This window comes from Chamaesiphon polymorphus CCALA 037 (genome assembly GCF_003003845.1).
Taxonomy (GTDB): Bacteria; Cyanobacteriota; Cyanobacteriia; order Cyanobacteriales; family Chamaesiphonaceae; genus Chamaesiphon; species Chamaesiphon polymorphus.
Window position 1 is genome coordinate 16,248 of record NZ_PVWO01000019.1, and the last position, 12,375, is coordinate 28,622.

Sequence of the window (12,375 nt, forward strand, 5' to 3'; positions counted from 1 at the left end):
TCGGGTCTGTAAGATGAAAATTTAATTATTACTCTTTGTTGAATTATAGCAATTCTAATAGAGAAAAATCATTTCTATTTCTACCTCTGCGCCCTTTGCACCTGTGCGGTTAAAGTTATCATTGTTTAAAGTATTTTTAGTCGATCGAGAAGATAAATTGTAGTTTTGAAAACCAACCCGAAAACTTATCGAAAATTAATCTCCAAGCAATTCGATCGAGACTTTGCATCTGCGATCGAGATTGTCGAAGTTCCGATGCCCGAACCTGCGGCTCATCAACTTTTGATTCAAAACAAATTTGCTGGTATTAATAGTGGTTTCGATACCATTCTTTGTCAGGGCAAAGTTCCCTATCTTAACTTAACTCCGCCGTTCGATCTGGGTGTCGAAGCTGTCGGCGAAGTCGTAGCAGTGGGAGCGGAGGTTCGAGATTTTCAACTTGGCGATGCTGTAGTCACCACCGCACGCGGGGGCGGTTATCGAGAATATCAAGTTATCGATGCCAACCTAGTTATTAAAGTGCGCGCCGCCACGCCAGAAGTATTAACGCTCATGCCTACAGGGATATCGGCTCTGGTAGCCTTGGAACAGGTGGGAGAGATGCGATCGAATGAAGTGGTGCTAGTGACGGCAGCAGCAGGCGGTACGGGGCATCTGGCGGTACAATTAGCGAAGTTAGCTGGCAATCATGTCATTGGTACTTGTGGTGACGATCGCAAAGCTGAATTGTTAAAGAGATTGGGATGCGATCGAGTTATTAATTACCGTATCGAAAATCTCGATCGAGTCCTCAAAACTGAATATCCTAACGGAGTTAATTTAGTGTTCGACTGCGTTGGCAAACAAGTTTTTGATACTTGTGTAGATAATTTGGCGATGCGGGGACGATTAATTGTAGTGGGTTATATTGCTGAATATGGCAAAAGTGTCGAAGAAATTACCCAACCGCGTATTTATCATCAATTATTTTGGAAAGCTGCTTCCGTGCGCGGTTTTCTGATGCCGTTGTATCAAGAATATGCAGCCGCAGCACGCGATCGATTATTAGACTCGTTCTATTCTGGTAAACTGCAAGTTGCTGTCGATCCCACTCAGTTTAATGGCATAGAATCGATCTCTACTGCTGTTAAATATCTACTGAACGGGCACAACTGTGGCAAGGTAGTCGTTAGATTTTAGAGCATTCTTAAATAGGGATTCTAGCTGGCGATCTGAGGCTATTTTCCAGCGATCTAAAATCTGTTAGAGTTATGATACGTCAATACTTGAGAGGGAAAATGATGACGATTGCGACCTATAAATGGACGATCGATCGATACCATCAGGCGATCGACTCAGGTATTTTTGACGGCCAAAATCTAGAATTATTACGGGGAGATCTGATCCTGATGCCACCAGAAGGAGAACCCCATGTTTATTTTAGCGATCGCACAGCACAAATCCTGCGCGCTCTCCTATTAGGACAAGCTCAAGTCCGCGAAGGTCGTCCCGTAACCTTGCCTAATGGTTCGGAGCCACAGCCAGATCTGGCAATCGTCCAACCGCTGGACACTGTTTACCTAGAGCATCATCCCTATCCAGAAAATATCTTTTGGCTAATTGAGTATTCTTACAGCACTCTCAATTACGATCTCGGCGATAAACAGATCGTCTACGCACAGTCAGAAATCCCAGAGTATTGGGTAGTAAATCTCCAGGATCTACAGCTCACTGTTTTTCAAGATCCTTCACCGTCGGGTTATCGAACTGTCACCAATCTTCAGGATGGGACGATTTCACCTTTAGCCTTTCCAAGTATATCGATCGAAGTGCGACGGTTGTTTGAAGTTAATCGATCGTCATAGTTAATCACCAACTTCATTCGCTCTTCTAAATCCTCGAAGATGCGATCTAACATTTACAATTACCGGAAATACAAGCATTATAATTCAAAATTTTGGTACGTTGGATTGTTATGCCTTGCTTTTATCAATGTCAAACCTTATCATAACCTCTCAATATTGCCAGATGATTTGAAACAGAACCTACTTCAGTTGTGTTTTCAACAATCTCTCTTGATACCCCTAAACATTTTATTGCTTCTCCTAATTCAACAAACTCTAGCTCATCCCATTCTTCTTTTATATATTTCTCAGACAACCTTTGAATGATAGCTGTTGGCTCTACAGAATTCAACAGTAGGCACAATGCTTCAACTGCATTCATTAGTTCTTCATAATCAAAGACAATAATCCTTCCTTCAGTAGGTGGCCAAGCCCAGTTCATTGCCATAGAAATCGGATCGTATTGAGGCAGATGCGATTCACAGCAGGCAGTATATTTTTCTCTCAGCCTGTCCTCCATATCACTGCATGATAAATCATAAAAAGGATCGCCACCTAAAACTGCAATAGCTGTGAATTCAAGCAAACTAAGAAGGTATCCAGTTGCCTTGTACGATCCAGAAGAAGCCTTATAATCAAGCCATTCAAAAGTAACTGGTGAGTCAAAATATTGTGGTATACGTTCTGGTATTCTTCTGCTCATAATCAATAATTACTTGATAATCTAACTATTTAGTGTACGAAAACTTTCCCCCTACTTCCTAAAAAATTGGGTAACATCTGCCAAATATATCGGCACAAAGCCAAGTATTTCGTCCAGCCGTTCCGAATATCATCCTAAACTAGCACAATCGCGAGAAACTTTCTGGACATCTCTTCAAATCGAGATATTATCGGAAAATAAAGAAAGCAATTATTTAATCGATCGAGCTTTCTTCTGGCACTAAAATCCGTTGCAGCGATGTAATTACCAACACGATCGCAAAAAAGATGACTGTCATCGCCGCACCTTTAGCCATTTTTTGTTGCTCGAATGATGCTTTGACTGCTTCATACATTACCGTAGTCGTCGCACCATTTGGGCCGCCCTGGGTCATAATTTGGATTTGATCGAATAGGCGAAATGATAAAATCGAAGTTACCAACATCACAAAGATTAATGTATTGCGTAGTTGGGGGATGGTGATGTAGCGAAACTGATTCCATTTATTGCTACCATCGATCGAGGCCGCTTCATATAACGCGATCGGAATCGATTGCAACCCCGCTAGAATAATCACCATCTGAAACCCGGCACCCTGCCACAAAGATAACAGCATAATCGCGGGTAAGGCTAGTGCGGGGTCGTTTAAAAAGTCTCTCGGTTGCCATAGCCCGAACGTTACCGATGACAGCAATGCATTCATCATTCCGTTAGCACGGGGAGCATAGATAATCGTCCAGATGACCGCCACTAGAGCCATTGGGAAAACCACTGGCATAAAGAAAATCGTCCGAAAGATGGCAATTCCAGGTAGCGATCGATTCAACAGCAGAGCCAATCCAAGAGCTAATGCTGTCTGCATAGGCACCATCACCAGCGCAAACAAGCCGTTATTGAACAAAGCCTGTCGAAAATTCGGATCTAGCCAGACGCGGCGGTACTGTTCTAGCCCCAGAAACTGAAGCGGTAGCGGCGAACCGAGGCGGAGGTTGGTAAAGGAGATGATTAAGGCTAATAAAAATGGCAGCGCGACAAATAGTAACAAACCGAGTAAAGCAGGCGCAGCCATCAGCAAAGCTGTATGGGTATCATCTTTTGTTGGTTTTGGATTTTGGATTTTGGATTTTGGATTGCGGATTGCGGATTGCGGATTGCGGATTGTGTCGCTCGAATTACTCTGCATGTGCTTTAAGAGCTAATCTAGCTCTATGAATTTCGACTAATACACTTAACCGTCCAGTCCGCGAAGGCGGACTTCGCATCATTAGCAACGACTGGAAGTCGTTGAAATCTCCTGGCGACGTTGCATGGTGGTTATTTTTTAGCTGTTGCTGAATTCACAATCGGATAATTTTGATTGTCTAGCAAATCGACATCGATCGTTGTTGCTGCCTTGTCTAGTGCCGTTTTCACTGGTACACCATTGCGAATATTGGCAAATGCTTCCTGAAAAGCGGATGTAATCACTGGGTAGGCTGGGGTTTGCGGACGCGGGACGGTTGCGCCTGATAATAATTGAGTGGAAAACAGGCGCAGAGGGCCGTTGGGCGCGTAAAGCTGGGATTGTGAGATCGCGCGTTTGGTGCCAGGTACAGCACCGTTGACATTTGCCATTGCTAATACCTCCTCCGGTTGAAGTAAGAATTCGAGGAACTTCATGGCCGATTTTTGACATTCCCGATTCGGGCAATTGGTGGTAATGCCCCAATTCCACGAGCCTTGGGCTGTTTTGGAACCTTTGCCGAAGTTGGGTAAGGGCAATACTACCAAATCTGTACCGACGGCTTTGGCATAATCTTTATACGCCCAATGTCCCACCCACGAGAGGGCGACTCGACCGCTGGTAAATGCCGCATCATCGATATTGGGATCTACATAGCCCTTTTTAAACCAATTCTGGACTGACCGCATGGCGGCAACGGCGGCAGGACTATTGAGGATGCCCGCTGCGGTACGATATTGGGGTCGATCGATTAAATCTGCTCCCGCTGACTGAATAACTGGTGAGAAGCCATATGTCGCCCATTCACCGCGATAATTGAGCTTGAGATCCAGCACTTGTTTATCGGGATCTTTAGCGGCCAAAACTGCCAATGCTCGATCGAATTCGGCTACTGTCCACGCATCTTGCGTTCCAGTGGGAATTCTAATCCCAGCAGCTTGGAGCTGGCTGCGGCGGGCATATAGCCCCAATCCAGAGTCAAAAGTACCGATCGAATACAGGCGTCCGCCATAGGTACCTTGCTGGAGCAGCGATGGTAATAAATCTTGCTTGACTGATGCCGAAATCAGCCCATCCATCGGGACGAGATTTTGTTGCCAGACGTAGTTATAAATAAATGGCCCATCAAATTCGAGCACGTCGGGCAAATCTTTCGATAAAGCTGCCGCCTGCACTTGCGCGTTATAAGAACCTTCGGGCACGAACGTCAATTCAACCGTGGTGCCCTTTCGAGCCTGATTGAATCGCCGCACCTGTTGCTCTAGCACCTGTCGCTCGGCAGCTTGCCCAGAATGCGCCCACACGCGCAGGACGCCTTTGCGTGATGGAGCTTTGCCGCTGCAACTACCGATCGATAGTAACAGTGGGGCTATCAGTCCCATTAGCTTGAAATATTGAGGCATATTATCCTCCCCTATCGGCAGCAACTATCTCCGATCGTCTATCGATCTTAGCGTAGATTAATTTTCCTGCTGCAAAAAACTAAAGGTAGGGGCAACGCATGAATGCCCCTACCTTTGATTTTTGCGATGAGAACGATCCTAAATCGTGCCTGTATTTAGCAACAGTTCGAGACGATGCTAGATTGGTGCGGCAAGTTAGACGCCAACAGCTATCGGCTTTTGGGTGAAGAACGTAGTTCTGACAGTTTCCGCGATTTGGGAACTCGTCAAACCCAAACTACCTAAAGACTCATCCGGAGTAGCGTGCTCTACCAAAATATCGGGTACGCCGATCCGTTTGATCGGTACCACAACATTAAGATCCAGCAGCGATTCGGCAATTGCCGAACCAAAGCCACCCATCAGACAACCTTCTTCTACCGTCACCACCTTACCGATCGATCGAGCCAACGGTGCAAATAGTTCGGTATCTAGCGGCTTGGCAAATCGGGCATTAATTACCGTCGCCGAAATGCCATGTTCGCTCAGGAGTTGTGCCGCTTGGAGTGTCGGGTGTACCATCGAACCATAGGCGATCATCAACACATCGTCGCCCTGGCGGAGAATTTCGGCTTTACCGATCGGTAATTCTTCCCAACCTTCATCCATCAATGGTACGCCGTAACCATTACCGCGCGGGTAGCGCATCGCGATCGGGCCATCGGTATAATTGATACCAGTGACTAACATCTGCTGCAACTCGCCTTCATCTTTGGGAGCCATCAGCACCATATTCGGGATACAGCGCAGATAGGCAATATCATACATCCCTTGATGCGTCGGCCCATCAGCTCCAACGATTCCAGCTCGATCGAGACACAGGAAGACGGGGAGATGTTGGATGCAAGCATCGTGAACGATCTGATCGAAGGCTCGTTGTAGGAAGGTCGAATAAATTGCGGCTACCGGACGCATCCCTTCGGTGGCTAAACCAGCAGCGAGCGTAATCGCATGTTGTTCGGCGATACCGACATCGACATAACGATCGGGTAATTTGGCCTGAAATTTATCCAAACCAGTCCCCGTACCCATCGCGGCGGTAATTGCCACAATGCGCGGATCGTTTTCAGCCAGCGCGATCAGGGTATCGGCGAATACCTTGGAATAAGTCGGCGGCTTGGGTTTGCTGGCGGGGGCACTTTTACCAGTGGCGAGATTGAATGGACTTTGGGCGTGATAGCCTTCGCGATCGCTTTCGGCGATGGCGTAGCCTTTACCCTTGGTAGTGGCAACGTGGACGATGACGGGGCCTACATGTTTGTGAGCACCCTCAAAGGTGCTAATCAATTCTTCCAGATTGTGACCGTCTACAGGGCCGATATAGGTAAAGCCTAATTCCTCGAATACCGCCCCAACTTTGGGGACGGCGAGCCGCTTCATCCCTTCTTTAACTCGTGCGAGTTCGGGCGAAATCGATTCGCCCACAAACGGGATATGTTTGAGTTGTTCTTCAATGTTGTCGCTGAGGAACTGAATCGGCGGACTGACGCGCAATTTGTTTAAATAGCGGGGAATTGCGCCGACATTGGGCGAGATCGACATCTCATTGTCATTTAACACCACTAATAAATTAGTTTTGGGTAAATGTCCTGCATGATCGATCGCTTCTAGAGCCATCCCTCCCGTCAGCGCACCGTCGCCAATGACAGCTACGCATTTGAAGTTTTCACCCTGAAGGTCGCGGGCGATCGCCATTCCCAAGGCCGCAGAAATGCTCGTAGACGCGTGTCCGGCTCCAAAGTGGTCGAATTTACTCTCGCCACGTTTGAGATAGCCTGCAATGCCATCCTTCTGGCGGAGCGTGTGAAAGCGATTGTACCTGCCCGTAATTAATTTATGGGGATAAGCTTGGTGTCCGACATCCCAAACGACTTTATCTCGATCGAGATCCAATGTTTGATACAGTGCCAACGTCAGCTCGACAACACCTAGCCCTGGGCCTAAATGACCGCCACTAGTCGCCACAGTCTGAAGATGTTTTTCTCTGATTTCTAGCGCGATTTGCTCTAATTGCCGAACTGATAAACCGTGCAACTGGTTTGGATGGGTGATTTCGCTTAGGTGCATAGCCAGTTTTCCCCGTCTGATACGATCTCAAATTTGATTAGCTTCTCTAACTGTAATTTATTTAGCAGGTTTGAGATCGGTAAATTCTTGGGTTGTTACAGTTATCAATGGGAATTGGGGGTTTTGGGACTAGAGATTGGCAAGATGCAAAACCGATCTTAAATCTAGCAACACCAGAATTTGAGGAGTAGCGATTCGATTCCCGATTGTCTCTACTTGACAAAAAACTTTCAATCTGAAATGATTGCTGCTATAATTCAACTATAGCCATTGCCTCAATGCACTTAATCTCCGCGCGCAGAGTAAAAGAGGCTGCGGCTAGATATCCCGATGTAGATAGAGCGATTAAAGCCTTTTGCAAAAAAGTAGAGCAAGCAGAATGGCAAAACCTCATCGAGTTGCAGCAAGACTACCAAAGTGCAGAAGCCGTAGGTAATTTTACGGTTATAAATATTAGAGGCAATAAGTATCGGATAATTCTAAGCATTGAATATGAAGAGCAAATAGCCTATTTTAAATACTTTTTAACTCATGCTGACTACGACAGAGATGAATGGAAAAACGATCTTTACTTTAGATGAAGTCAAGTATTTAGACTTACTTAAAGAATTAAAAATAGTCCCCAAGGTTATCGATACAGAAGCTGAGAACGAACGATATTTAGCGATCGTCGAATCTCTCATGTACAAAGGAAAAAATCGTACTGTAGAAGAAACAACCCTGCTGAGGTTGTTGGTGGCACTCATTGAAGAATTTGAAGAGAAATACTACTCTTTTAAAGAATGGCAACAGACGACGCCGCACGAATTTTTGCAACACTTAATGGATAGTAAAGGAATTCAGCAAGTTGACTTAGTGGGAGTACTAAGTCCATCGAGTGGGCTAATTTCATCGATCGTCAATGGCAAACGCCAAATTAGCAAAGAGCAAGCAAAGAAACTAGGAGAATATTTCAAAGTTTCACCAGGTCTATTTATCTAGCTGTTATGATATGGACGATCGGCCTCTAGAGTGCAGTAAACTATGCGATTGAAGAAGTTACCGAAATCGGCCAAGATCGGCTTAGTGACAGTATTGAGTATCGGTGCAATCTGGGCGATCTATCGATCGCTGACTCGATTGGGATATATTTTCCCGATCGCGTTATGGAGTCAAGTCTTCTGTGAAACATGTCAGAGCCAGCCTGCTTACCATCAGCCACCTAATAAATTTATTAAAACCGAACTGCCGATCGCGAAAATAGTCGGCGATAGCTTTAATAAAGCAAGTATTTCAATCTTGATTGAAAAATCAAAGTATCGCCTGACAATCTATCGAGATAAACAACCGATAAAATCTTATCCGATCGTCTTAGGCGATAATCCTAAAGGCGATAAACTCATCGAAGGCGACAGACGTACTCCTGAAGGAATTATCTATATCAAAGATCTTTATCCGCATCCCGAATGGTCTAAATTCTTGTGGTTGGACTATCCCAATGCTGACTCCTGGCGCAAACATTTAAGTGCCAAACAAACGGGGAAAATTCCTTGGAATGCATCGATAGGTAGCGATGTCGGCATTCATGGCGTACCAACAAAGTCAGAAGATTTAATTTCTAAGCAAACTAATTGGACGTGGGGATGTATTTCGCTCAAAAATGCCGATGTCGATGAAGTTTATCATGTATCGCGCACGGGTACTCTGGTTGAAATCGTCCCCTAAGTTATTATAGATCCCCGACTTCTTCGAGAAGTCGGGGATCTGGCCGAGAGCTAATGTAGATAATATTAGTCGATCGAGATCCTGGGTATGCTAAAGATCGATAAAATAGCGCAATATTACAACTTTTATGGCTGGCACTCGGCAAATTCCCCAACGCTACGTTAGAATCAGTAAATACTTATCCAAACACTTGCGCCATCAGCCAGAACGACTGGGATTGGAACTTTTGCCAGGTGGCTGGATTGAAGTAGATAAGCTGCTAGCAGCAGCATCAGCACATGGATTTGAGATTAGTCTAGCCGATCTACAACAGGTAGTTGCCACCAATGATAAACAACGTTTTGCATTTAATGAATCTGGCGATCTGATACGTGCCAATCAAGGACATTCGATCGAGATCGACTTACAGCTTCCAGTCCAGACACCCCCAGATACTCTCTATCATGGCACTCACATTAAAGCGATCGCCGCAATTTTTGCATCGGGATTGCAAAAAATGTCTCGTCACCACGTTCATCTCACCACAAATCTGAACACGGCATTCAAAGTGGGTGGTAGGCGGGGTGAAAGTATCATCTTGGTGATAGATGCGCTGGCGATGGTTGCTGACGGTTATAGCTTTTACGTGACAGATAACGATGTGTGGTTGGTAGAGGCGGTACCCCCACAATATTTAACACAATTGGATGGCGTGCCAAGAGAGTGAAGCTCTCGAGAGCAAATTTTAGGATAAATAATAAATATGGGCTACGATAATTTCAATCAGAGTAATAACGCTCAAAGTAAAGGACTATTAGCATCGGGCTGGCGACCTCTGAATCGAGATTTAGACATCGGCTTTTTTGCCAATATTGTGGTTAATGATACCTGGAGTTTGGCAAAACGCAGTGCCGATTTTGTCAGCGATGTTGCCGATGCACTCAGTCGCAAACAATACTCCTGGTGGGCGAATATTCTGAATGTATTTTCGGATAGCGTGCAGTACGAATTTAACGAACTGTGGAATTTTATCACGCCCGATCCGGCTTCGCCCGATCGACGTCACAAAGATGTTTTAGTCGCCCAAACTCCGATCGTCCAATTAGTCAGTCGCGATAGCATTCCGATCGATTATGTGTTAAATCGTTTGGAAGAAATTACCGTCAAAAATATTCTAGAGATTTTAGGCACACCCGATCTAATTACCCAATACTATTGGGAGCGGTATTTTTACTTTCCACCCGAACGATTCACCACCTGGGAACGACTGGAAGTCTTGGGCTATGTTTCGGCATACTGGAAAGAGTACGACATCTGGGTGCAAGTTGAGACATTTGAAAAAGGCAAACGTCAATACACAATTTCGGCTCCAGATCTAGCACCATTAATTAATAAAGCTACCTTCGATGTAGCGGTGATTTTAAGCGGCTATAAAAGTCGCGTTGGTAAAATCAATAGCGAGTATCCAATTCGCTCCTTCCCCGCCGAAATTCAGAGCTTTACCGATCGCGTTCAACAAGCAATTTTGAGCGAACAGCAAGTAGCCGTACTAATTAACGGCGAACCTGGAACTGGTAAAACCGTCTGGACGCAAGCGATCGCCAAAGAAGTCTTGATGCCGCTAGGATATGTGATTTTTATCCTCGATCATGATGCTGTCGAAAACTTCGTACCGCCGAGTTATTTAGAACGGATTTGTTTGATTATTAATGAAGCCGATAACTTAGCTAAAAATCGCGCTCTTGAATCCGCTCAAGAAAATAGTAAAACCGAACATATTTTAAGTTTACTCGATGGTACCCTCTATCAAAGTGTCATCGATGAATCGGGAATTCATATTCAACAAAAGTTGGTAGTTTTAATGACTTGCAATACTACCGATCGAATGGATCCCGCGCTGTTACGCAAAGGACGGGTTGATTTCACCTATGAATTCGTTCACAAATTTGTCTAGTAGTCTCCTGTAAATCTGGTAGAGGCAATTCATGAATTGCCCCTACCAGATTTACGTCAGTATGTACATAAGTTTACTGGCCTTGGTTTTCGGTTGGTTTACTCCCCCCTAAATCCCCTCATAAAGCAGAATAAATTAGTTGTCATCAGAGCAACCCTGAAACCATAGTGCTTAGTCTTTAACCGCCCTGAAATAAATTTCGGGCTAACAGCGAAAGTTCACTTCAGTGAACTAAAACGTTAGACTAGATTTACCAGAGACAGAAAGAGGAAATAGACACATAATTTCCGCTATCTAATACTATGATATGAGCTTCGTGGCTCAATACTGTTCGGTTAAGCTAGGAGGCTGTTAAAGTTAGGTATTGTCGAGCTGAAATTTGCAACACCGCTTATGCAACTGAGTGAGTTCACATTAACGGCGGCCTCGGTAGAACCAGAAGAGGTATTTAAAGCACTAGAAACGGTAATCCAGCCGGAAACAATCAACCATGCAATTGAAACAACTCAGTCGCAGGCAGAGCGTAACCGACGGTTACCAACTGAGCTAGTAATATCAGTAGTGATGGCAATGAGCTTGTGGTCGAACGATTCAATTGTGGATGTGCTCAAGAATCTAGTAGATGGCTGGAGTCACCAATTAATTCGGCTTGGTCAGCGATGGTCAACGCCAAGCAAATCATCGATTAGCGAAGCTCGGCAAAGAGTTGGTCCACGGGTCATGAGTCGGCTATTTGCACTAGTGGCCAAACCACTAGCAACACTTGACACACCAGGCGCATTTCTGAATGGATTGCGGTTGATGGCAATCGACGGCACTGTATTTGATGTTCCAGAGACGGAAGCAAATGCCAGAGTATGGGGATATCCTGGCTCACGACCAGGTACCCATGCCGCCTTTCCCAAAGCCCGACTGGTGTTATTGGTGGAAGCGGGAACGCATTTCTCCATTACGCTTGGGTTTTACTGGCTCTCTCAAAGTAGTTCGCCGTGCTGTGGTTAAGTTTCAAGTGGCTTCCCCCTCTGAACTCCCCTTTTTTTGAGTTGGCTGATTGATGAAATTATCTCTCAACAAATTCCGCCTCGACAAGCTCGCAGGAATCCTCGTGTTGTCAAGAAACCTCGGTCGAAGTTTCCCGCTCGAAAACGACTACACCGAGGCAATGGCACTACAATTACACGACTTACTTTCACTATTCCTTCGACTGCCTAACTCTTATCCGAACAGTATTGCTTCGTGGCTCAGATCCGAACGGCATAGCCACATTAATTGTCTGGGGTAAATGTTCGCTGAATTCGGCGCATTTTTAGGTGATGTTCGGTGCGGTCGACGTATTCTTGGTAAGATATATCCGGAATTTGACAATGCGATCGATCGAACAGATCGATTAAAGACACAGAAATCTGTTGCTCGATCGATGTTTTTAATACTGGCGGTACTTTGACAAAAACTTCGATCGCCGGCGGACTGATTTGCACGAC

General features: G+C 45.2%; 11 protein-coding genes and 2 pseudogenes. 8 read left to right on the forward strand and 5 right to left on the reverse strand.

What is annotated here, in order from left to right:
* Window positions 1-165: 165 nt before the first annotated feature.
* Window positions 166-1,179, forward strand: coding sequence for a zinc-binding dehydrogenase (locus C7B77_RS02875; protein WP_245894011.1), 1,014 nt, complete (start codon window positions 166-168; stop codon window positions 1,177-1,179).
* A 101-nt stretch (window positions 1,180-1,280) separates the two neighbouring features.
* The gene (locus C7B77_RS02880; RefSeq protein WP_106300157.1) at window positions 1,281-1,844 is read left to right on the forward strand and encodes a Uma2 family endonuclease; all 564 of its coding nucleotides are present in this window, start codon (window positions 1,281-1,283) and stop codon (window positions 1,842-1,844) included.
* Between the two features lie 130 nt (window positions 1,845-1,974).
* Here C7B77_RS02880 and C7B77_RS02885 read toward each other — a convergent pair whose 3' ends face one another.
* The 4 genes from C7B77_RS02885 to dxs form a co-directional block, all read right to left on the reverse strand.
* Window positions 1,975-2,526, reverse strand: coding sequence for a hypothetical protein (locus tag C7B77_RS02885; protein ID WP_146138157.1), 552 nt, complete (start codon window positions 2,524-2,526; stop codon window positions 1,975-1,977).
* Between the two features lie 214 nt (window positions 2,527-2,740).
* The gene (locus C7B77_RS02890) at window positions 2,741-3,709 is read right to left on the reverse strand and encodes a carbohydrate ABC transporter permease (RefSeq protein WP_106300135.1); all 969 of its coding nucleotides are present in this window, start codon (window positions 3,707-3,709) and stop codon (window positions 2,741-2,743) included.
* Window positions 3,710-3,840: 131 nt separating this feature from the next.
* Entirely contained in the window at window positions 3,841-5,130 is a 1,290-nt protein-coding gene (locus tag C7B77_RS02895) for an ABC transporter substrate-binding protein (RefSeq protein WP_245894013.1), read from the reverse strand.
* A 216-nt stretch (window positions 5,131-5,346) separates the two neighbouring features.
* Window positions 5,347-7,257, reverse strand: a complete 1,911-nt coding sequence (dxs, locus tag C7B77_RS02900) for a 1-deoxy-D-xylulose-5-phosphate synthase (protein WP_106300139.1) — start codon at window positions 7,255-7,257, stop codon at window positions 5,347-5,349.
* A gap of 278 nt (window positions 7,258-7,535) precedes the next feature.
* Here dxs and C7B77_RS02905 point away from each other — a divergent pair, with 278 nt between their 5' ends.
* From C7B77_RS02905 to C7B77_RS02930, 6 genes and pseudogenes are all read left to right on the forward strand, one after another.
* Window positions 7,536-7,838 (forward strand): type II toxin-antitoxin system HigB family toxin, encoded by a 303-nt coding sequence (locus tag C7B77_RS02905; RefSeq protein ID WP_106300141.1) that lies wholly within the window; start codon window positions 7,536-7,538, stop codon window positions 7,836-7,838.
* Window positions 7,789-8,238 carry a helix-turn-helix domain-containing protein gene (locus C7B77_RS02910; protein ID WP_245894015.1) on the forward strand — a complete coding sequence of 150 codons (450 nt, stop codon included), beginning with the start codon at window positions 7,789-7,791 and terminating at the stop codon, window positions 8,236-8,238. The genes C7B77_RS02905 and C7B77_RS02910 overlap by 50 nt, the downstream gene beginning before the upstream one ends.
* Before the next feature lie 42 nt (window positions 8,239-8,280).
* Entirely contained in the window at window positions 8,281-8,961 is a 681-nt protein-coding gene (locus C7B77_RS02915; RefSeq protein ID WP_106300145.1) for a L,D-transpeptidase family protein, read from the forward strand.
* A gap of 127 nt (window positions 8,962-9,088) precedes the next feature.
* Window positions 9,089-9,667, forward strand: coding sequence for an RNA 2'-phosphotransferase (locus C7B77_RS02920; RefSeq protein ID WP_106300147.1), 579 nt, complete (start codon window positions 9,089-9,091; stop codon window positions 9,665-9,667).
* 36 nt (window positions 9,668-9,703) lie between these two features.
* On the forward strand, window positions 9,704-10,894 hold the full coding sequence (locus C7B77_RS02925) for an AAA family ATPase (RefSeq protein ID WP_106300149.1): 1,191 nt from the start codon (window positions 9,704-9,706) through the stop codon (window positions 10,892-10,894).
* Window positions 10,895-11,287: 393 nt separating this feature from the next.
* A pseudogene (locus tag C7B77_RS02930) lies at window positions 11,288-11,836 on the forward strand (transposase domain-containing protein); the annotation flags it as partial.
* A 323-nt stretch (window positions 11,837-12,159) separates the two neighbouring features.
* Here C7B77_RS02930 and C7B77_RS02935 read toward each other — a convergent pair.
* Window positions 12,160-12,375: pseudogene (locus tag C7B77_RS02935) on the reverse strand (F390 synthetase-related protein); the annotation flags it as partial.

Coding starts and splice junctions, on each gene's coding strand:
- C7B77_RS02880 (WP_106300157.1), top strand. CDS start 1,281: ATGACGATTGCGACCTATAAATGGACGATCGATCGATACCATCAGGCG.
- C7B77_RS02885 (WP_146138157.1), bottom strand. CDS start 2,526: ATGAGCAGAAGAATACCAGAACGTATACCACAATATTTTGACTCACCA.
- C7B77_RS02890 (WP_106300135.1), bottom strand. CDS start 3,709: ATGCAGAGTAATTCGAGCGACACAATCCGCAATCCGCAATCCGCAATC.
- C7B77_RS02895 (WP_245894013.1), bottom strand. CDS start 5,130: ATGGGACTGATAGCCCCACTGTTACTATCGATCGGTAGTTGCAGCGGC.
- dxs (WP_106300139.1), bottom strand. CDS start 7,257: ATGCACCTAAGCGAAATCACCCATCCAAACCAGTTGCACGGTTTATCA.
- C7B77_RS02905 (WP_106300141.1), top strand. CDS start 7,536: ATGCACTTAATCTCCGCGCGCAGAGTAAAAGAGGCTGCGGCTAGATAT.
- C7B77_RS02910 (WP_245894015.1), top strand. CDS start 7,789: ATGCTGACTACGACAGAGATGAATGGAAAAACGATCTTTACTTTAGAT.
- C7B77_RS02915 (WP_106300145.1), top strand. CDS start 8,281: ATGCGATTGAAGAAGTTACCGAAATCGGCCAAGATCGGCTTAGTGACA.
- C7B77_RS02920 (WP_106300147.1), top strand. CDS start 9,089: ATGGCTGGCACTCGGCAAATTCCCCAACGCTACGTTAGAATCAGTAAA.
- C7B77_RS02925 (WP_106300149.1), top strand. CDS start 9,704: ATGGGCTACGATAATTTCAATCAGAGTAATAACGCTCAAAGTAAAGGA.